Source organism: Pseudomonas sp. E315, assembly GCF_055406205.1.
Window position 1 is genome coordinate 1 of the sequence record NZ_JBUZPJ010000015.1, and the last position, 18,737, is coordinate 18,737.

18 protein-coding genes and 2 tRNA genes are annotated in these 18,737 nt (G+C 54.4%); 7 read left to right on the top strand and 13 right to left on the bottom strand.

Translation table 11 applies throughout. From position 1 onward, the window contains the following. Positions 1-253: 253 nt before the first annotated feature. The 4 genes from ACZRJQ_RS18390 to ACZRJQ_RS18405 all read right to left on the bottom strand — a co-directional run bounded on the left by ACZRJQ_RS18390 (position 254) and on the right by ACZRJQ_RS18405 (position 2,815). On the bottom strand, positions 254-895 hold the full coding sequence (locus ACZRJQ_RS18390; protein ID WP_463979758.1) for a hypothetical protein: 642 nt from the start codon (positions 893-895) through the stop codon (positions 254-256). A 78-nt stretch (positions 896-973) separates the two neighbouring features. After that, positions 974-1,156 carry a hypothetical protein gene (locus tag ACZRJQ_RS18395; protein WP_463979759.1) on the bottom strand — a complete coding sequence of 61 codons (183 nt, stop codon included), beginning with the start codon at positions 1,154-1,156 and terminating at the stop codon, positions 974-976. 171 nt (positions 1,157-1,327) lie between these two features. Next, positions 1,328-2,569, bottom strand: coding sequence for a tyrosine-type recombinase/integrase (locus ACZRJQ_RS18400; RefSeq protein WP_463979760.1), 1,242 nt, complete (start codon positions 2,567-2,569; stop codon positions 1,328-1,330). A gap of 169 nt (positions 2,570-2,738) precedes the next feature. After that, positions 2,739-2,815 (bottom strand) — tRNA-Met (locus ACZRJQ_RS18405). Positions 2,816-2,986: 171 nt separating this feature from the next. On the opposite strand from ACZRJQ_RS18405, the gene ACZRJQ_RS18410 reads away from it, so the two are divergent. Beyond that, positions 2,987-4,204: an MFS transporter gene (locus tag ACZRJQ_RS18410; RefSeq protein WP_463979761.1), complete on the top strand. Its 1,218-nt coding sequence runs from the start codon at positions 2,987-2,989 to the stop codon at positions 4,202-4,204. A gap of 32 nt (positions 4,205-4,236) precedes the next feature. On the opposite strand, the gene ACZRJQ_RS18415 is transcribed toward ACZRJQ_RS18410, so the two are convergent. Next, positions 4,237-5,295, bottom strand: a complete 1,059-nt coding sequence (locus ACZRJQ_RS18415; protein WP_463979762.1) for an FUSC family protein — start codon at positions 5,293-5,295, stop codon at positions 4,237-4,239. 301 nt (positions 5,296-5,596) lie between these two features. Here ACZRJQ_RS18415 and ACZRJQ_RS18420 point away from each other — a divergent pair, with 301 nt between their 5' ends. Next, entirely contained in the window at positions 5,597-6,652 is a 1,056-nt protein-coding gene (locus tag ACZRJQ_RS18420) for a 2OG-Fe(II) oxygenase family protein (protein ID WP_463979763.1), read from the top strand. A 197-nt stretch (positions 6,653-6,849) separates the two neighbouring features. On the opposite strand, the gene ychF is transcribed toward ACZRJQ_RS18420, so the two are convergent. The 8 genes from ychF to ACZRJQ_RS18460 all read right to left on the bottom strand — a co-directional run bounded on the left by ychF (position 6,850) and on the right by ACZRJQ_RS18460 (position 13,762). Then, positions 6,850-7,950 (bottom strand): redox-regulated ATPase YchF, encoded by a 1,101-nt coding sequence (ychF, locus tag ACZRJQ_RS18425; RefSeq protein WP_463979764.1) that lies wholly within the window; start codon positions 7,948-7,950, stop codon positions 6,850-6,852. 23 nt (positions 7,951-7,973) lie between these two features. Further along, positions 7,974-8,558: an aminoacyl-tRNA hydrolase gene (gene pth, locus ACZRJQ_RS18430; protein WP_463979765.1), complete on the bottom strand. Its 585-nt coding sequence runs from the start codon at positions 8,556-8,558 to the stop codon at positions 7,974-7,976. 166 nt (positions 8,559-8,724) lie between these two features. Beyond that, positions 8,725-9,318 (bottom strand): 50S ribosomal protein L25/general stress protein Ctc, encoded by a 594-nt coding sequence (locus tag ACZRJQ_RS18435; RefSeq protein ID WP_463979766.1) that lies wholly within the window; start codon positions 9,316-9,318, stop codon positions 8,725-8,727. A gap of 140 nt (positions 9,319-9,458) precedes the next feature. Continuing rightward, positions 9,459-10,400 (bottom strand): ribose-phosphate pyrophosphokinase, encoded by a 942-nt coding sequence (locus ACZRJQ_RS18440; RefSeq protein WP_019825119.1) that lies wholly within the window; start codon positions 10,398-10,400, stop codon positions 9,459-9,461. A 45-nt stretch (positions 10,401-10,445) separates the two neighbouring features. Further along, positions 10,446-10,520 (bottom strand) — tRNA-Gln (locus tag ACZRJQ_RS18445). Between the two features lie 37 nt (positions 10,521-10,557). Then, positions 10,558-11,406 (bottom strand): 4-(cytidine 5'-diphospho)-2-C-methyl-D-erythritol kinase, encoded by an 849-nt coding sequence (ispE, locus tag ACZRJQ_RS18450; protein WP_463979767.1) that lies wholly within the window; start codon positions 11,404-11,406, stop codon positions 10,558-10,560. A gap of 1 nt (position 11,407) precedes the next feature. After that, positions 11,408-12,034 carry a lipoprotein insertase outer membrane protein LolB gene (gene lolB, locus ACZRJQ_RS18455; RefSeq protein WP_463979768.1) on the bottom strand — a complete coding sequence of 209 codons (627 nt, stop codon included), beginning with the start codon at positions 12,032-12,034 and terminating at the stop codon, positions 11,408-11,410. Positions 12,035-12,037: 3 nt separating this feature from the next. Further along, positions 12,038-13,762 (bottom strand): tetratricopeptide repeat protein, encoded by a 1,725-nt coding sequence (locus ACZRJQ_RS18460; protein WP_463979769.1) that lies wholly within the window; start codon positions 13,760-13,762, stop codon positions 12,038-12,040. Positions 13,763-13,974: 212 nt separating this feature from the next. Between ACZRJQ_RS18460 and hemA the strand changes: the two genes are divergently transcribed. The 5 genes from hemA to murI are packed head-to-tail and all read left to right on the top strand — an operon-like array spanning position 13,975 to position 18,707. Then, entirely contained in the window at positions 13,975-15,261 is a 1,287-nt protein-coding gene (gene hemA, locus ACZRJQ_RS18465) for a glutamyl-tRNA reductase (RefSeq protein WP_463979770.1), read from the top strand. Further along, on the top strand, positions 15,261-16,343 hold the full coding sequence (prfA, locus tag ACZRJQ_RS18470; RefSeq protein ID WP_463979771.1) for a peptide chain release factor 1: 1,083 nt from the start codon (positions 15,261-15,263) through the stop codon (positions 16,341-16,343). Before hemA ends, prfA begins: the two co-directional genes overlap by 1 nt. Further along, on the top strand, positions 16,344-17,174 hold the full coding sequence (gene prmC, locus ACZRJQ_RS18475; protein ID WP_463979772.1) for a peptide chain release factor N(5)-glutamine methyltransferase: 831 nt from the start codon (positions 16,344-16,346) through the stop codon (positions 17,172-17,174). It begins immediately after the preceding gene. Further along, positions 17,168-17,923, top strand: a complete 756-nt coding sequence (locus ACZRJQ_RS18480) for a molybdopterin-synthase adenylyltransferase MoeB (protein WP_463979773.1) — start codon at positions 17,168-17,170, stop codon at positions 17,921-17,923. Before prmC ends, ACZRJQ_RS18480 begins: the two co-directional genes overlap by 7 nt. Continuing rightward, positions 17,916-18,707 (top strand): glutamate racemase, encoded by a 792-nt coding sequence (murI, locus tag ACZRJQ_RS18485; protein WP_463979774.1) that lies wholly within the window; start codon positions 17,916-17,918, stop codon positions 18,705-18,707. Before ACZRJQ_RS18480 ends, murI begins: the two co-directional genes overlap by 8 nt. Positions 18,708-18,737 lie beyond the last annotated feature (30 nt).

The following is an 18,737-nucleotide window of genomic DNA, read 5'->3' on the forward strand; positions in this document are numbered from 1 at the left end:
CGGAAAGAAAATCTGGCAGGCCAAGATGATCAACTGAATTTGACCTGACAGTCATGACCGCAAATCCGGTAACTGTCAGATCAAGTCTGAACTTCTACAACTTATGGCGGTCACCACACCTGGTCACCGCCGAGGTATCCACCGCGGACCAACACCAACCCGTGGATACCTGTTTAGATACCGGCAGGTTTCGACCCTTTGCAGCCGTTCGAGGCATCTTCGAAACTAGGGACGATTCAAGCAGGGCAAACCGTCATTGCTCATCAGCAGGCTTGGTATCAATGATGGCAACGTTCGTGGAAATCTGGAGTAGCTTTTGAACATCAGATGCTGAGTAGCCCTTTGCATGGAAAGACTCACCACCCTCTGTATAGATGATTACTTCTCTACTTTTTCTTGCATCAATCCATGCAATTATTACCTTCGCTATTGCATTCCAAGGCATCGCGTCAGATAGAGCTGTAATTGCTTCGACAAGCCCTGAGTTTTTAGGAGAGCTTGAGTACATACGGACGGGGCCATGAGGAATACCCGCGTCATCCAGCGCGGCCAAAAATGACTTCGCACCGTGTTTGAAAAGCGTTAAGTGAACCAATTCACATTTTTGAGTGCTCATCCAATCCCCATTGACTGATTGACATGACTGTCGAGTAATGCAGTAACTGCGGATGTGGATAGTACTCGATGCGATACAAAACCTTGTAAATCCAGGTGGAAACCAGTGCCTGACAACTGCGAAGTATTCATAGGGTTTTGCGTCAGGGAAATTCTCATCATCAAGGTCGACTCCTTTTAAACTATCCTCCAGTGCCTCTAGGCGGGTAGTGTTCTCTTCATTCGGAAAGTCGAACTCATCAGAAATGATGTCAGGGTTTTGATCGACCAGCGTTCCCAATCCATATTCCGTCCGGTCCTCCTCGGGGGGATCACGGAGTATTGAGCCATTGGTTTTCACTTGGTGGGTGATCCAAGATTATTTCTCTTTTTCAAAATATTCGTTGGTGAGCCACTCGATAGTAGAGGCGGCTACTCTGATCTCATGTTCTGATCGGTTCGCAAGTACCAGCCTGGCGCGTGCTTGCATAACGGGCAGCCGCCATATTGGCTTGAACGGAGCCTCGTCGGTAAAGGCATCAAACTCTTTATCCGTTTCCATGATCAACCCCTATCCCGTCACCCTGTAATGACACGCCGACTGGCCGTATGGGGGGACTTCTCTCCCCGTGCGGCTATGCGGGCCAACATATTGTGTGTGTCTGATCGCCTGCAATTGAACAGCGTTAGACTTCAGTCTATATGTGTCTACGAGTACCTTGGAAGGCCCGGCTCAGGCCCTTTGCCCGAAGTTTCCTTGCACTATTACGCCGCCTGCAAGGCCATCAAGGTAGTTCGCATACCATTGCATCATCACTTTGCGCTGCGGCAGGTACTGGGCCTTGTTGTAGACGCCAGCAACACCTGGTTTTTTGTGCGATAGCTGGGCCTCGACGTGGTTCTCGTCGAACCCGTTCTCGTTGAGCACTGTCGACGCGATATGCCGGAAACCGTGACCTGTTTGTCGGCCCTCATATCCCATACGGCGCAGCGCCATGAGAAATACGGCGTCACTACGTGGCTTAGTGTGGTCGCTACGGCCGGGGAACAGAAGGGGATAGCTGCCGGTGTACTGGCGCAGTTCCTCCAGCGCCTCGATCGCCTGAGACGACAGTGGCACTAGGTGCTCAAGTCCCTTTTTGCGGCCTTTGCGCTCGACTGGGATCGTCCAGAGTTTTTTGGTGAAATCGAACTCCGACCACCGGGCCTCGCGCAGCTCGCTAGGGCGCACGGCAAACAGGCTTAGCAGGCGCAGACCGAGGCGCACATCGTGGGCGTGCGGATAGGCAGCAATGGCACGGATCAGGCCCGGGAGCTCGTCAGGTGAGACGTGGGCATAGTTCTCGGCCTTGCCGGACTGGAGGTATTTTTGCAGGCCCTCAAGCGGGTTGTGGGTTGCCCGGCCGGTTACCCTGGCCAAGTCGTAGGCGTCTCGGCAGTAGAAGCGCACTCGGCTCATTTGCTCGAGGATTCCCTGTTGCTCCATGCCGCGCAGAAACTCCATCCACTCAAGCGGAGTGATGTCGGCATAGGGGCGCTTGCCGAACACCGGGAATACGTGACGTTCCAAGGCGCCGATTATTCGCTTGGCGGTACCCGCATCCCAGTTGGTTAGACGCGAGGTGTACCACTCTCTCGCCAATGGCTCGAATGTCTCGCCGGCAATATCCCTCTCTGCTTTTTTGCGAGCCTGCTTGGTAACGATCGGGTTTTTGCCGCCGGCGGCGTCGCTGCGCAATTCGGCAGCTTTCTGCCTAGCGACTGATCCGCTCACCTCGGGGTAACCACCGAGCCCGAGCCATGACCATTTCCCGTCTGGCTTCTTGTAACGAAGCTGCCAGGACTTTTGGCCATCAGGCTTCACGCGGAAATAAAGGCCGCTCCCGTCCAGCTCGCGATACTCGCTGGCATCAGGTTCCAGGCCGGCCAATGCGGTGTCGGAAAGGGGGCGGCGTTTTATCTCGGATCGCTTCATTTCGGCTTGTATCCCCTCGGTTCAATTATTTGTCGAGGATACACAGGGGGATACACGGAGGGAAGGTATAGGGGGAGACAAGGAGAAACCCCCAGATACAAGAAAGCCCGCACTAGGCGGGCTTCTTGTACTGTTTATAGACTCATGGAGACATCTGTAAACAAGCGTTTGGTGGCTACACAGGGACTTGAACCCCGGACCCCAGCATTATGAATGCTATGCTCTAACCAACTGAGCTATGTAGCCAATGGCGCGCATTATTCCCTCGTACTGAGCTTGTGTCAAGCAAATATCTTAAAAAATCTTTGTTCTATCAAACGCTTAAGGTTTTCCGGCCTTTGGATGGCAATATCTTGTAAAAAAATGGCACATTGGCGCACCTGCAAGTGCGCATTCACCTGATGTTCGGAAACCGTTATGGCTCTTAGCAATGCTCAAACAAAAACAACGTCTGCTTCTCAGGCGCCGCAAACCAGTCCGTTAGTCCTGCGTATTATTGGTGCGGTAGCGCTGGCTCACCTGATTAATGACCTGATCCAGGCTGTTCTGCCGTCGATCTATCCAATGCTCAAGGCCAAATACGATCTGACCTTTACTCAGATTGGCCTGATCACGCTAACGTTTCAGCTAACCGCTTCGCTGTTACAGCCGTGGGTGGGTTACTACACCGACCGTCATCCCAATCCCTTGTTACTGCCCGCAGGCATGGTCTGCACCCTGATCGGGATTTTAATGCTGTCTCAAGTGGGCAGTTTCCCTTTGATCCTGCTGGCCGCGGCGCTGGTGGGGATTGGTTCTTCTACGTTTCACCCGGAAGCATCGCGCGTGGCCAGACTGGCTTCGGGCGGACGTTACGGCTTTGCGCAATCAACCTTTCAAGTGGGCGGTAATGCGGGGTCTGCATTTGGCCCCTTGCTGGCCGCGGCAATTATCATTCCCTTCGGCCAAGGCAACGTCGCATGGTTCGGCTTGTTCGCGCTGTTTGCTGTAGTGCTGCTGTACGCCATCAGCCGCTGGTATCGCAGCCACTTAAACCTGTTCAAGCTCAAAGCAGGGCAAAAAGCTACTCACGGCCTGTCCAAGCAGCGTGTGCTCACTGCATTGGTGGTGCTCGGTTTGTTGGTGTTCTCCAAGTATTTCTACATGGCGAGCCTGACCAGCTATTACACGTTTTTCTTGATCGAAAAGTTCGACGTGTCGATCGCCAGTTCACAGATGTATTTGTTCCTGTTCTTGGGAGCTGTGGCGGCGGGAACATTCTTTGGCGGCCCTATCGGTGACCGTATCGGGCGTAAGGCCGTGATCTGGTTTTCGATTTTGGGTGTGGCGCCATTCACGCTGTTGCTGCCTTACGTTGACCTGTTTTGGACCAGCGTGCTGAGTGTGATTATTGGCTTCATTCTGGCCTCGGCGTTTTCAGCGATTGTGGTGTACGCGCAAGAACTGGTGCCCGGCAATGTTGGGATGATCGCAGGGATCTTCTTTGGTCTGATGTTTGGCTTTGGCGGGATTGGCGCCGCGTTGCTCGGCCATTTGGCTGATATTCACGGCATCGAATACGTCTACAGCCTGTGCTCGTACCTGCCACTCTTTGGTGTGCTTGCGATTTTCTTGCCGCGCACCAAAAAGGTTTAACGCAGTCGGTGTAGGTGTGAGCCCGTTCGCACCTACACAGCAGGCGGCTCTTTTTGGGTAGAAAAACCAAAGGTCAGCAAGGCGCTTTCGACGGTGCTCAAGTGTTGTAAGCACAGTTGCCAAGGCGCAGACACGGCGTCAGCCACTTCGATGGGCGCTACGGGCAGCAGCACTGGACGCTCATTGCCGTCGGCGATCGCGGCACACCCTGAGGCTACACTTGCTAGCCGCTCATGCAGCGAGGCTGGCGGCGGGCCTTGTTCCTTGCGCAAGGCATCAGCGAAGGCTTCAGCAAATAGCAGAGAACTGGCATACAGGCGCACCGCGTGTCGCTCGTAACGACGGGCAATGTCCTTGACCTCGCTGGACACAAAACGTCCGCGTAACGTCCAGCGCGCCGTATTGCGTGCGCTGTTGATCCCGGTCTCCAGGGCGATCAGGCTGTCGTGGGCACGGGAGAAGATCAGCACAGCGTTTTGCGCTTTGCCCTGATCGTTTTCTTCAAGTGCCTGAAGGTTTTTACCGAACCCTTTGGCGAGCTTTTCCAGCAAGTCTTTGGCTGAGCTATCAATGATGCCAATAGGGTTTGGGGTGAGCAGCACTTGGCTAAACACCAACCCGACGCCAGCCCCGACCAACACGTCCAGCATGCGCACGACGCCAGCGCTTTCTGGGCCGACTGCCAGCATCAGAACAGCCGACACACCCGCCTGAATCGGCACCACTGCTCCCAAGCCATACAGGGCTGCGATAGCGATGGCTGAGAAGGTCGCAAAACCGATGCGCAGCAATGGGTAGCTGTCTGGAAGCCAAAGGGCCGCTTCCCCGACCATAATCCCGGTGGCAACGCCGACCATCAGCCCCACAGCTTGCTTGCCATGACTCGGCAGGCCGGGCGCCAAGCAAACCACAGCGCTGATAGCGGCAAATACAGGGTGAGCGTGGCCAAACAGGTGTTTGGCTAACACCCAGGCCAATGCTGCCGCGATGGCAGAGGCGAGGGCGTCACGCCAGCCTGAAGCCCAGCGGGTTTTGATCTTGTCGAGCAGTGAGTTTTTGTAGCTTACGAGAACGTTGGCGCGGGGAATCATTGAAGCTCCCTCTATTCGATTGAATGCTTGTAACCATAGACCTTAGCCGATCAACAATGCGGGCTAATGTTTTAGGCCTGCACTGTTGCCTACCTATTGCCGCTTGTCTGCTTGTTGAGCCTGCCCGCTCATATTGCATGGCCGTCTACTACAGTGGGTTTTACCCCAACGGTTTGGGGGAGCAAGGACGCTCATGGTTCGTGCCTTAACGGCATGGTGGTTTTTCGTCGCTTTAGCATTTTTGCTTGGCGCCGTTTAGAGTGAGCATTCGTCCCTTTATATGGATAAAAAGGAGACGAGCATGACCAATCTACAGACTTTCGAGTTGCCTACAGAGGTCACGGGCAGCACCGCAGACATTTTGCTGGGAAGAGCGCTGATTAAGGCTTGGCAAAAAGATGGCATCTTTCAAATCAAAACCGACAGTGAGCAGGATCGAGCAACTCAGGAGGCTATGGCCGCTAGCAAGCAGTTTTGCCAGCAGCCGCTGGCTTTCAAGAGTCGCTGTGTTAGCGATCTGACCTACAGCGGTTATGTGGCTTCAGGCGAAGAAGTCACCGCCGGTAAACCTGATAATCCTGAAATATTTACTGTCTGCAAAGATGTGCCGCAAAGTGATCCGCGTGTAAGTGCCGGTTGGCCTTGCCACGGTCCAGTGCCTTGGCCCAGTGATACCTATCAAAAAAGCATGGAAGCCTTTATGCAGGCACTTGGTCTAGCGGGCGAGCGGCTGCTCAAACTGACGGCGCTCGGCCTTGAGTTGCCCATCAACACATTCACTGATTTAACGCATGATGGTTGGCATCACATGCGTGTGCTGCGCTTCCCGCCCCAAACATCCACACTGTCGCGCGGTATTGGTGCACACACTGACTATGGATTGTTGGTTATTGCCACTCAGGACGATGTGGGTGGTTTGTACATTCGCCCTCCGGTGGAGGGAGAGAAGCGCAATCGTAACTGGGTGCCTGGTGAAAGTTCTGCCGGGATGTTTGAGCACGACGAACCTTGGACTTACGTGACACCCACGGCTCGGGTGTGGACGGTTTTTCCGGGCGATATCATGCAGTTCATGACTGGCGGCCAGCTACTTTCCACGCCGCACAAGGTTAAGCTCAACACCCGCGAGCGTTTTGCCTGCGCTTATTTTCATGAGCCTGCCTTTAAAGCATCTGCTTACCCGTTGTCGGAGCCGGGCAGCAAAGAACGTATTCATTATGGTGAGCACTTCACCAACATGTTTATGCGTTGCTACCCAGATCGAACCGCCACCCAACGTATCCACAAGGAAAATCGTCTGGCGTATTTGGAGGGCTTGAGGAATGATTCGGTCCCCCTACCCGGTGCTGTCGGGTAGCAAGCACTAGCGAAAGCTTTTCTGTTCCCACAGTGCGGGAGTGTTTATCGACACAGCGTGCAACTACTGAGCAGCACTGAAACAAAAAAGCCCATCACCGACCCCAAACAAGTAGGGGGCGGTGATGGGCTTTTGCTGTGCGGGTTCAGTGTTGTCTGAGGCTTAATACAGCAGGCTCAAATGCACTCAATCGCCATTTATACGTTGAAGCGGAAGTGCAGAACGTCGCCATCTTTAACGATGTATTCCTTGCCTTCCAGACGCCATTTACCGGCTTCTTTCGCGCCAGCTTCACCCTTGTACTGGATGAAATCGTCGTAGGCGATGACTTCGGCGCGGATGAAGCCTTTTTCGAAGTCGGTGTGGATAACACCGGCTGCTTGCGGAGCGGTAGCGCCTACTTTAACTGTCCAAGCGCGTACTTCTTGAACGCCAGCAGTGAAGTAGGTTTGCAGGTCAAGCATTTCGTAACCGGCACGGATAACGCGGTTCAGACCTGGTTCTTCAAGGCCCAACGCTTCAAGGAACATGTCCTTTTCTTCGCCGTCGTCAAGCTCGGCAATTTCAGCTTCGATCTTGTTACAGACCGGAACCACGATTGCGCCTTCTTCTTCGGCAATGGCCTTTACCACGTCGAGCAACGGGTTGTTTTCGAAACCGTCTTCAGCCACGTTGGCGATGTACATCACAGGCTTGGTGGTCAGAAGGTGGAAGCCTTTGATGATTTGCTTCTCATCGGCGTCCATGTTTTTGATCAGGCTGCGTGCCGGTTTGCCCAAAGTGAAGTGAGCAATCAGCTGTTCCAGCAGAGCTTTTTGAGCGACTGCGTCTTTGTCGCCGCCTTTGGCGTTACGCGCGACTTTTTGCAGTTGCTTTTCGCAGCTGTCGAGGTCGGCGAAGATCAGCTCAAGGTCGATGATTTCGATGTCACGCTTTGGGTCAACGCTGTTGGAAACGTGGATAACGTTTTCGTCTTCAAAGCAGCGGACCACGTGAGCGATAGCATCGGTCTCGCGGATGTTGGCCAAAAACTTGTTGCCCAGGCCTTCACCTTTGGATGCGCCGGCCACAAGGCCTGCGATATCAACGAACTCCATGGTGGTTGGCAAGATGCGCTGAGGTTTAACGATGGCAGCCAGCGCGTCCAGACGTGGGTCGGGCATCGGCACGATACCGGTGTTCGGTTCGATCGTGCAGAAGGGGAAGTTCTCAGCCGCAATACCTGATTTGGTCAGGGCGTTGAACAGGGTGGACTTGCCGACGTTAGGCAGGCCGACGATGCCGCAGTTAAATCCCATGGTGTTTTCCCCGAGGAGTAGAGTCAGGCCTTCTGGCTGTGCAGGTTTTTCATCGCACGGTTCCATTCCCCGGCGAGGATATCCGGCAGCACGCCGAGGGCAAAATCGATGCTGGCGTCCAGTTTTTCCTGTTCGGCGCGAGGCGCTCGACCCAGAACAAAGTTGGACACCATGCTGGCGACGCCTGGGTGGCCAATGCCTAGCCGCAGACGGTAGAAATTATTGTTGTTTCCCAGTTGGGCGATGATGTCGCGCAACCCGTTGTGACCTCCATGACCGCCGCCCAGCTTTAGCTTGGCAACACCCGGTGGGAGATCGAGTTCGTCGTGGGCCACCAATATGGATTCAGGCGCAATGCGGTAGAAACCGGCAAGCGCCGCAACGGCTTGGCCGCTTCGGTTCATATAGGTGGTGGGAATCAGCAGACGAACATCCTGACCCTGATGACTGAAACGCCCGGTCAGGCCAAAATACTTGCGGTCCGCAGCGAGGTTTACCCCGTTTGCCGACGCGAGACGCTCAACAAAAAGGGCCCCTGCGTTATGCCGGGTCTGTTCGTATTCGGTGCCTGGATTTCCCAGGCCAACGATCAGTTTTATGGCGGTCACGACAAGGGCCCTTCTATGGAGTTGTGGATAACATCGCCGCTAACGGTTAGCGGCGAAAACGGACAAAAATGCGGGTTTACGTGAGTAAACTTCGCGATCTTGTCCGCTTTACTCGCTGCGTGTTAGCTCGCGATGTTTCTCAAAACTCCAACAACAGAGTAATGAATTACTCTGCTGCGGTGTCTTCTGGTGCAACACGTGGAGCGTGAACGTTGGCAATTGCCAAGTCGTTACCGTGTGCCAGAGCTACGAACTCAACGCCTTTAGGGGCTTTGAGGTCAGACAGGTGAATTACGCTACCAACATCAGTCTCAGCCATGTCGACTTCGATGAACTCAGGCAGGTCTTTCGGCAGGCAAGAAACTTCCAGCTCGGTGGTAGCGCGGAAGATTTCGCCGCCTTTCTTGATCGGTGCTGCTTCGTTGATCAAGTGCACTGGAACGTGTGCAGTCAGCTTCTGACCAGCAACAACGCGTACAAAGTCAGCGTGCATCACGTGGCCTTTAGCCGGGTGACGTTGCAGAGCTTTGATGATTACGTTTTGCTTAACGCCGCCAACGGTCAATTCGATAACGTGGCTGTAAGCAGCTTCGTTTTCGAGCAGTTTGGCAACTTCTTTAGCCAGCATGCTGATGGATTCAGGGGCTTTGTCGCCACCGTAAACTACAGCTGGAACCAGGCTTGCGAGACGACGCAGGCGGCGGCTCGCACCTTTCCCCAGGTCGGAACGCACTTCAGCATTCAGAGTAAAATCGTTCATGTTGTATCTCCAAAATAACCACATCCGACCTAGCGTTTGCGACCAGCGCTATGGACGGTATGGGCAAAAAAGCCCCGCCCCAACGGGTTGTTGGGGCGGGGCGCTTTTCGTCAGCGTGACATCAGAAAAGGGCAGGGCCCTTAACGGAACATCGCACTGATCGATTCTTCATTGCTGATGCGGCGAACCGCTTCAGCCACAACCGGTGCGATATCCAATTGACGGATACGCGAACAGGCTTGTGCAGCTGCGGACAGCGGAATGGTGTTAGTCACCACCAGCTCATCCAGCATGGAATTTTCGATATTCTCGATTGCCCGACCCGACAGCACAGGGTGTGTGCAGTAGGCGAACACTTTGGAAGCGCCATGCTCTTTCAGGGCCTTTGCCGCATGGCACAGAGTGCCGGCGGTATCGACCATGTCATCAACCAAAATACAGGTACGCCCTTCAACATCACCGATGATATGCATCACTTCCGAGTGATTGGCTTTCTCACGGCGTTTGTCGATGATCCCCAGATCGACGCCCAAGGACTTGGCAACAGCACGTGCACGCACGACGCCGCCGATATCCGGGGACACAATCATAAGGTTCTCAAAGCGCTGATCTTCGATGTCATCCACCAAAACTGGGGAGCCATAGATGTTATCTACAGGAATATCGAAGAAGCCCTGAATTTGGTCAGCATGCAAATCAACCGTGAGAACACGATCGATGCCGACTACGGTAAGCATGTCAGCAACAACTTTTGCGCTGATAGCCACACGTGCAGAACGCGGACGGCGATCCTGACGGGCATAACCAAAGTAAGGAATAACAGCAGTAATACGAGTAGCTGAGGAGCGGCGGAAGGCATCAGCCATCACGACGAGTTCCATCAGGTTATCGTTGGTCGGAGCACAAGTCGGCTGAATGATGAAAACGTCTTTACCGCGGACATTTTCATTAATCTCAGCGGTAATCTCGCCGTCGGAAAACTTACCGACAGAAATGTCACCGAGTGGGATATGCAGCTGACGTACGACACGCCGAGCCAGATCGGGGTTAGCGTTCCCCGTAAAGACCATCATCTTGGACACGCGCAGTACCTGAAGGCTGAGGGTAACCTGGATGAGTATAAGAAATGGCAGGGGCGGCTGGATTCGAACCAACGCATGGCAGGATCAAAACCTGCTGCCTTACCGCTTGGCGACGCCCCTGTATCTGTTGCTACGAGTACCGTGTACCCGTTTCCTTTTACAGATCTTGTAGTTTGCGATGCAACATCGAAACGTTGCTTCCTTTAGCTACAAACCCTGTAAGGGTCTCTGTAAGAAGGTGCAGCACTTTATCAGCATCTGCTTCGTTTGGGAAGGCCCCAAATATACAACTTCCAGTTCCAGTTAATTTTGCTTCGGTATATTTACCTAACAAATTCAAAGCCTTACGTACATCTGGGTAAAGCTCCGTTACCACTGCTTGGCAGTCGTTTCGGCTGTTTCCCTTGGGAACGGGGCGCACTTTAATGGGCAAAGAGTCACGTGTCAACAAAGGATGTGAAAAAATTTCTGCTGTACTTACAGCGACTTGCGGAACAAGTACCAAATACCAAGGTTCTTCTGGTTCAACAGGTGTAAGAATCTCGCCCACACCTTCAGCGAAAGCTGCGTGTCCGCGCACGAAAACGGGAACGTCAGCGCCTAAACTCAGGCCCAGAGTGGCGAGGCGGTCTTGGTCCCAGCCCAATTGCCAAAGATGGTTGAGCCCCAGCAATGTTGTCGCAGCATTGGAGCTGCCGCCGCCGATACCGCCGCCCATAGGCAGCACTTTTTTAATCCAGATATCAATGCCGAGGGGGCAGCCGGATTGCTGCTGAAGTTTTTTGGCTGCTTTCACAATCAGGTTTTGATCATGAGGCACGCCTGCAAACTCGGTATGTAGACAGATTTTTCCGTCTTCACGTACCGAAAACGTCATTTCATCGCCGTAATCGAGAAATTGAAACAACGTTTGCAGCTCGTGGTAGCCATCTTCTCGACGGCCAAGAATGTGAAGCATCAAGTTTAATTTTGCCGGGGAGGGCAAAATCAGAGGTGCTTTTTGCATGTCATTGTCCCAACTGACGAGGTTGCCAATCTTTTACGACCAGCGTGATGTCCAGTTCTGTGCCGTGCAGCTTGATGCGCTCAGGCAGCCAGAAGCCGTTTTGCTCGACATAGCTTAAATATTCAATTTTCCAGCCATCCTGTTCCAGATTGGCTAGGCGGCTATCCGCGTTCAGTGTGACGCGGCTTTTGCTGTCAGGTGCAGGCAGGCCACGAACCCACCAGATCAGGTGCGATACCGGCAAGCTCCAACCCAGTTGTTCGCCTAATAATGCTTCAGGTGTTGGCGCTTCATAGCGGCCCTGATTGGCGACTTCAAGGCTGACATTGCCTGGGCGACCGGTTAGCCGCGCGGCACCTCGGCCTAGCGGCCCGGAAAGACGAATGTCGTAATAATCCTGACGTTGCAGCCAAAACAGTGTGGCACTGCCCGAATCTTTAGGGGCGCGAATGCCAACTTTGCCGTTTATTTGCCAGCCGTCCAGTTGGGTCAGTTGTTGTTTGTGCTCTGACCATAAGGCCGGACTGCCGTGGCCTTCAACCGATTCGCGGGCGCCAAACATCGAGCAACCTGCGAGCAGGGCGATCAGGCTAAAAGCAATAATGTGTCGCAGGTGACGAAAACGCATGATTTAAAGAGTCTCAGATCCGGTCAAGCGCAAGACGGTTTTGCGCAGAATAGGGCTGTCGGGGTTTTCTTTAAGAAACTTGCCCCAGATTTGCTTGGCTTCACGCTGCTTGCCGTTGGCCCACAGCACTTCGCCCAAGTGAGCGGCAACTTCCTGATCGGGGAAGCGCTCCAGCGCTTGGCGCAGCAAGCGTTCAGCCTCATCCAAATTACCAAGGCGGAAATTTACCCACCCCAAGCTGTCGAGCACTGCCGGGTCTTGCGGGTTTAAATCGTAGGCCTGTTGGATCAATGTTTTGGCTTCGGCGTAACGCGTTGTTCGGTCTGACAAGGTGTAGCCCAGCGCGTTCAATGCCATAGCGTTGTCGGGTTCGCGCTGAATAATGGCGCGTAAATCACGCTCCATTTGGTCCAGGTCGTTACGTTTTTCGGCCAGCATGGCGCGCGAATAAAGCAGGTTGAGATCGTCCGGGTAGAGCTTCAATGCTTGCTGAAGAACATTCCAGGCTGAGTCGGTCTGATCATTTGCGCCCAGTGTTTCGGCTTCAATCAGGTACAGCTGGATGGCGTAATCAGGCTGTGCGTCTCGAGCTGCGGCTAATTTACTGGAGGCTTCTGCGCTGCGGCCATGGCTCATTAAAATATCGGCCTGACGCAACTGGGCTGGCAAATAATCGTTGCCTGGCCCTACGAGTGCGTATTCGATCAGCGCACCTTGCGGGTCATCTCGCTCTTCGGCAATGCGCCCAAGGTTTAAATGCGCCGAATCGACATGGCTGTCGCGCTCAATCAGCTCTTCCAAATACCCTTGCGCTTCATCCCAGGACTTGCCTTCAAGACACACCAGCGCCAGAGAAAAAAGCAGTTCGTCGTCTTCCGGGTATTGCTGAACCAGGCTGGCGAACTGAGTTTTAGCTTCATCCATACGGTTTTGTTCGACCAGCGTGCGGGCATAGGTCAGAGCAAGACGTTTGTCGTCCGGGTATTGGCGAATGGTTTTTTGCAGCAGTGGCAGGGCTTCATCACCGCGATTCAGGCTTTGCAGTAAGCGTGCGCGCAGCAGGGTGGGCGCTATTTCGCCATCTTGAGGCGGGTTTTTTTCCAGCAATCGCAGCGCGCCTTCGGCATCGCCGTCTTGTTGCATCAGCAAGGCCTTGCCGAAAATCAGCTGGCCGTTATCTGGGTATTTAGCGAGCAAGCGATCAAAGTTTTTCAGCAGGCCGTTGCGCGTATCGGCGTCAGTTTCGATCGCAGACAAGGCGAGGAAATCAAAGTGTGTATCGCCTTTGGCCTGCAGGACTTTTTCCATGTACACGATGGAATCGTCGTAGCGACCGTTGCGCGCTAATTGAATGGCCGCTGCACGTTGTGCCTCAAGGTCGTCCGGCGCGTTTTTGGCCCAAATTAGCGCCGTATCCAGCGCGGCCTGGTCAGCACCCAAATACTCCGCTATGCGCAGCGCACGCTCAGAAACGCCCGGGTCTTGGGTGTTGATCGCTTGGGTCACGTAGTTATCAAGGGCGATATCCAGGCGATTACGTTGGCCGGCCAGCTCAGCGCTCAGCAGGCTATACAGCGTATCTTGGCTGAACGAGCTGTAGACCGTGGGCTTTTGCGGGGCGGGGGTGGCGTCTTCGACCGGCGACGAGTCATCCGGGGACGTGGGGGCCAAGGCCTGGCAGCCACTGAGAAAGACGAGAGCAAGGAGTAACGCGGAGGATCTATTCATATATAAGAAGGGCGACTTACCTGCGGTCCGGGCATCATGACACATGCGATAGCGCAAACCATAACAGGTGCGACTATCGATATCTGGGTCTGTGATGCTGTCTAAGTGGGCGTCAACAGACCTTAACTATAGAGACAATAGTCAGCAATGGTTGTTCTGGATCTGACGAAGTAGGACAATTGCCGGCTTCTCGTCATCATCAGCGATCTTGAATGGCCTTCCTTGCACTCGGTATTAACCACAAGACTGCTTCAGTAGACGTCCGCGAGCGCGTGGCTTTTACCCCTGAGCAGTTGGTTGAGGCCTTGCAGCAGCTCTGCCGCCTCACCGACAGCCGCGAAGCTGCGATCCTCTCCACCTGCAATCGCAGTGAACTCTATATAGAGCAAGACCAGCTTTCGGCAGATGTAGTGCTGAAATGGTTGGCCGACTACCACAACCTCAGCTTCGATGAGCTGCGATCGTGCGCCTATATTCATGAAGACGATGCTGCCGTTCGTCACATGATGCGCGTGGCATCGGGGCTGGACTCGCTGGTGTTGGGCGAGCCGCAAATTCTGGGGCAGATGAAGTCTGCCTATGCCGTTGCGCGTGAAGCGGGCACTGTTGGGCCATTATTGGGGCGTTTGTTTCAAGCCACCTTTAATTCGGCCAAGCAAGTGCGCACCGACACGGCCATCGGTGAAAACCCGGTGTCGGTAGCATTTGCAGCGGTGAGTTTGGCCAAGCAGATATTCAGCGATTTGCAGCGCAGCCAGGCATTGTTGATCGGTGCCGGAGAGACCATCACGTTGGTCGCTCGCCATCTGCATGATCTGGGGGTCAAACGTATCGTGGTGGCCAATCGCACACTGGAGCGTGCCAGCAGTCTGGCTGAACAGTTTGGTGCGCACGCGGTGTTGCTGTCCGATATTCCCCAAGAGCTGGTACACAGCGATATCGTGATCAGCTCCACCGCCAGCCAATTGCCGATTCTGGGTAAGGGCGCTGTCGAAAGTGCGCTCAAGCTGCGTAAGCACAAACCAATTTTCATGGTTGATATTGCTGTTCCTCGCGATATCGAGCCTGAAGTCGGCGAGTTGGACGACGTTTACCTCTATACCGTCGATGACCTTCATGAAGTCGTTGCTGAAAACCTCAAGAGTCGCCAAGGCGCAGCTCAGGCAGCGGAAGAGCTGGTCAGTATTGGTGCCGAAGACTTTATGGTGCGCTTGCGCGAGCTGGCGGCTGTTGATGTGCTTAAAGCCTACCGCCAACAAAGCGAACGCCTACGCGATGAAGAGCTACAAAAGGCCCAAAGAATGCTCGCTAATGGCAGCAATCCTGAAGACGTGCTGGTACAACTGGCACGCGGTCTGACTAATAAGCTGTTGCATGCGCCCAGCGTGCAACTGAAAAAGCTTTCCGCCGAAGGCCGCCTCGATGCGCTGGCCATGGCCCAAGAACTTTTTGCCCTCGGTGAGGGCTCATCGGATAGCTCTGCGGATAAAAAATCGTAATGAAAGCGTCACTGCTTAATAAGCTGGACATTCTCCAGGACCGTTTTGAAGAATTGACCGCGTTGCTTGGCGATGGCGAAGTTATTTCGGATCAAACCAAGTTCCGCGCGTATTCCAAGGAGTACGCAGAAGTTGAACCCATTGTTGCCGCCTACGGCCAATGGCTGAAAGTACAGGCCGACCTTGAAGGCGCTCAGGCGTTACTCAAGGACAGCGACCCCGATATGCGTGAAATGGCGGTTGAAGAAGTTCGCGAAGCCAAAGAGCGGCTGATCGAACTGGAAGGCGACTTGCAGCGCATGTTACTGCCCAAAGATCCGAACGATGGTCGCAACGTATTCCTCGAAATTCGAGCCGGTACGGGTGGTGATGAGGCGGCTATTTTTGCGGGCGATCTGTTTCGCATGTACTCGCGTTACGCAGAGCGTCGTGGCTGGCGGGTAGAGATCCTGTCCGAAAGCGTTGGCGAGCATGGCGGCTACAAAGAAGTCATTGCCCGTGTTGAAGGTGAAAGTGTTTACGGCAAGTTGAAGTTTGAGTCCGGCGTACATCGCGTGCAGCGTGTTCCGGCGACTGAATCTCAAGGCCGTATTCACACTTCCGCCTGTACGGTTGCCGTACTGCCAGAGCCGGACGAGCAAGAAGCCATCGAGATCAACCCGGCTGATTTACGGGTTGATACCTACCGTTCTTCGGGCGCGGGTGGTCAGCACGTTAACAAAACCGACTCGGCCATTCGCATCACACACTTGCCGTCGGGCATCGTGGTGGAGTGTCAGGAAGAGCGTTCGCAGCACAAAAACCGTGCCCGAGCCATGTCTTGGCTGTCAGCCAAATTGAATGACCAGCAAACCAGCGCTGCGGCCAATGCCATTGCCAGCGAGCGTAAATCGCTGGTGGGCTCCGGGGATCGTTCTGAGCGCATTCGCACGTACAACTTTGCGCAAGGGCGGGTGACAGACCATCGCGTCAACCTGACCTTGTACTCTTTGGATGACGTGCTGGCGGGCGGCGTTGATGCCGTCATCGAGCCGTTGTTAGCGGAATTTCAGGCTGATCAACTGACAGCCCTGGGTGAATAAATGACCATTATTGCCAGCTTGTTACGTGCGGCTGAACTGCCCGACTCGTCCACAGCGCGTCTGGATGCGGAGTTGTTACTGGCTGCTGCCTTGGGCAAGTCGCGCAGTTACTTGCACACCTGGCCTGAAAAAATTGTCAGCAGTGAAGCGGCATTAACCTTTGCGCAGTACCTGCAACGTCGCCGGGCTGGCGAACCTGTGGCCTATATTTTGGGCCAGCAAGGGTTTTGGAAGCTGGATCTCGAAGTGGCACCGCATACGCTGATTCCGCGACCTGATACCGAATTGTTGGTCGAAACGGCGTTGGATCTACTGCCCGCCACCCCCGCCAATGTGCTGGATTTGGGCACTGGCAGTGGTGCGATTGCGTTGGCGTTGGCTAGCGAACGCCCGGCCTGGCAGGTCAAGGCAGTGGATCGCGTATTGGAAGCGGTAGCGCTGGCCGAGCGCAATCGTCAGCGCTTACAGCTCGAAAACGTCAGCGTGCTGAACAGTCACTGGTTCAGTGCATTGGCGGGTCAACACTTCGATCTGATTATCAGCAACCCGCCCTACATTGCTGCTGGTGATGTTCATCTGGCTGAAGGTGATGTGCGTTTTGAGCCTGAAAGTGCATTGGTAGCGGGCGCCGATGGGTTGGACGACATTCGCCACATCGTTGCCCAAGCGGCTAAACACCTCAATGCCGGTGGCTGGTTGATGCTGGAGCACGGCTACGATCAGGCTGCTGCGGTACGTGACCTGTTGCAAGTCGCAGGCTTTGAGCACGTTGAAAGCCGCAAGGACTTGGGTGGTCACGAGCGCATTACGTTGGGTCGCCTGCCGTGCTGACAGATCAGGAACTGTTGCGCTATAGCCGACAGATCCTGCTGCAACAGGTCGATATCGACGGCCAATTGAAGCTTAAAAGCAGCAAGGTGTTGATCGTCGGTCTGGGCGGCCTGGGTTCGCCAGTCGCTTTGTATCTGGCCGCCGCCGGGGTTGGTGAGTTGCATTTGGCTGACTTCGACAGCGTTGACCTGACTAATCTGCAACGCCAAGTTATTCATGACACCCCCAGTGTGGGCATGAGCAAAGTCGATTCAGCCCTGAGTCGGCTTCAAGCCATCAACCCAGAGATCACGCTCATCGCTCATCGCTCGGCGCTGGATGCTGATTCCTTGGCCCAAGCTGTGGCCGCTGTTGATGTGGTGCTTGATTGTTGTGACAACTTTGGCACCCGCGAAGCCGTCAATGTGGCGTGTGTCGTGGCGGGCAAGCCGCTGGTCAGTGGCGCAGCGATTCGACTGGAAGGCCAGTTGTCGGTATTTGATTCGCGTCAGCCGCAGAGCCCTTGTTATCACTGCTTATATGGGCATGGCAGTGATGATGAACTGACGTGTAGCGAAGCCGGTGTGATTGGGCCGTTGGTGGGGTTAGTCGGTAGCCTGCAAGCACTTGAGGCGCTCAAAGTGTTGGCCGGTTTCGGTGAACCTTTGATTGGGCGCTTGCTGTTGATTGATGCGCTGGGCACCCGCTTTCGTGAGTTGCGGGTCAAGCGAGACCCTGCGTGCAGCGTATGTGGTGCTGCCCATGAGTGAGGCGCCGATTGGCGTATTTGACTCTGGCGTCGGAGGGTTGTCGGTTCTCAAAGAAATTGAGCAGCGCCTACCCAATGAGTCGTTGTTGTATGTCGGCGACTGCGGGCATATTCCTTATGGCGAGAAAACCCCCGATTTTATTCGCCAGCGTTGCGCTGTGATTGCTGAGTTTTTCCAGCAGCAAGGTGCCAAGGCTCTGGTGTTGGCGTGCAATACAGCGACAGTTGCGGGTGTGGCCGAGTTACGTCAGCGTTTTCCCGATTGGCCTATTGTCGGCATGGAGCCTGCGGTTAAACCTGCAGCAGCGGCTACCCGCAGCGGTGTCGTCGGCGTGCTCGCAACCACAGGCACTTTACAAAGCGCCAAATTTGCGGCCTTGCTCGACCGTTTTGCCAGCGATGTGCGGGTAATTACCCAGCCTTGCCCGGGCCTGGTGGAGTTGATTGAAGCCGGTGATTTGCACAGCAACGCTTTAATCACATTGTTGCGGGGCTATGTTGAGCCTTTGCTGGCGGCCAATTGCGACACGATCATTCTGGGGTGTACGCATTATCCTTTCCTCAAGCCTCTGCTCAGCCAGATGCTGCCCTCGTCAATCATCCTGATTGATACCGGCGCTGCCGTGGCTCGTCAGCTTCAGCGTTTATTGGATGAACGCACGCTGTTGGCTGTAGGTCCAGCCCGTGAAACTCAGTTCTGGACCAGCGCCTCCCCAGAAAAGATGAGAAATATCCTACCTTCGTTGTGGAATAAATCTGGCGTTGTGCGAAGCTTCGGCATGTAAAAAAAGTGTGAAAGCGGCGTCACTTATTTG

Bases quoted from the DNA above. Each gene is read 5' to 3' on its own strand.
- ACZRJQ_RS18400 (WP_463979760.1), bottom strand. From the start codon at position 2,569: ATGAAGCGATCCGAGATAAAACGCCGCCCCCTTTCCGACACCGCATTG.
- ACZRJQ_RS18420 (WP_463979763.1), top strand. From the start codon at position 5,597: ATGACCAATCTACAGACTTTCGAGTTGCCTACAGAGGTCACGGGCAGC.
- prfA (WP_463979771.1), top strand. From the start codon at position 15,261: ATGAAAGCGTCACTGCTTAATAAGCTGGACATTCTCCAGGACCGTTTT.
- ychF (WP_463979764.1), bottom strand. From the start codon at position 7,950: ATGGGATTTAACTGCGGCATCGTCGGCCTGCCTAACGTCGGCAAGTCC.
- murI (WP_463979774.1), top strand. From the start codon at position 17,916: ATGAGTGAGGCGCCGATTGGCGTATTTGACTCTGGCGTCGGAGGGTTG.
- prmC (WP_463979772.1), top strand. From the start codon at position 16,344: ATGACCATTATTGCCAGCTTGTTACGTGCGGCTGAACTGCCCGACTCG.
- ACZRJQ_RS18395 (WP_463979759.1), bottom strand. From the start codon at position 1,156: ATGGAAACGGATAAAGAGTTTGATGCCTTTACCGACGAGGCTCCGTTC.
- ACZRJQ_RS18410 (WP_463979761.1), top strand. From the start codon at position 2,987: ATGGCTCTTAGCAATGCTCAAACAAAAACAACGTCTGCTTCTCAGGCG.
- ACZRJQ_RS18460 (WP_463979769.1), bottom strand. From the start codon at position 13,762: ATGAATAGATCCTCCGCGTTACTCCTTGCTCTCGTCTTTCTCAGTGGC.
- ACZRJQ_RS18415 (WP_463979762.1), bottom strand. From the start codon at position 5,295: ATGATTCCCCGCGCCAACGTTCTCGTAAGCTACAAAAACTCACTGCTC.
- ACZRJQ_RS18435 (WP_463979766.1), bottom strand. From the start codon at position 9,318: ATGAACGATTTTACTCTGAATGCTGAAGTGCGTTCCGACCTGGGGAAA.
- ispE (WP_463979767.1), bottom strand. From the start codon at position 11,406: ATGCAAAAAGCACCTCTGATTTTGCCCTCCCCGGCAAAATTAAACTTG.
- lolB (WP_463979768.1), bottom strand. From the start codon at position 12,034: ATGCGTTTTCGTCACCTGCGACACATTATTGCTTTTAGCCTGATCGCC.
- hemA (WP_463979770.1), top strand. From the start codon at position 13,975: ATGGCCTTCCTTGCACTCGGTATTAACCACAAGACTGCTTCAGTAGAC.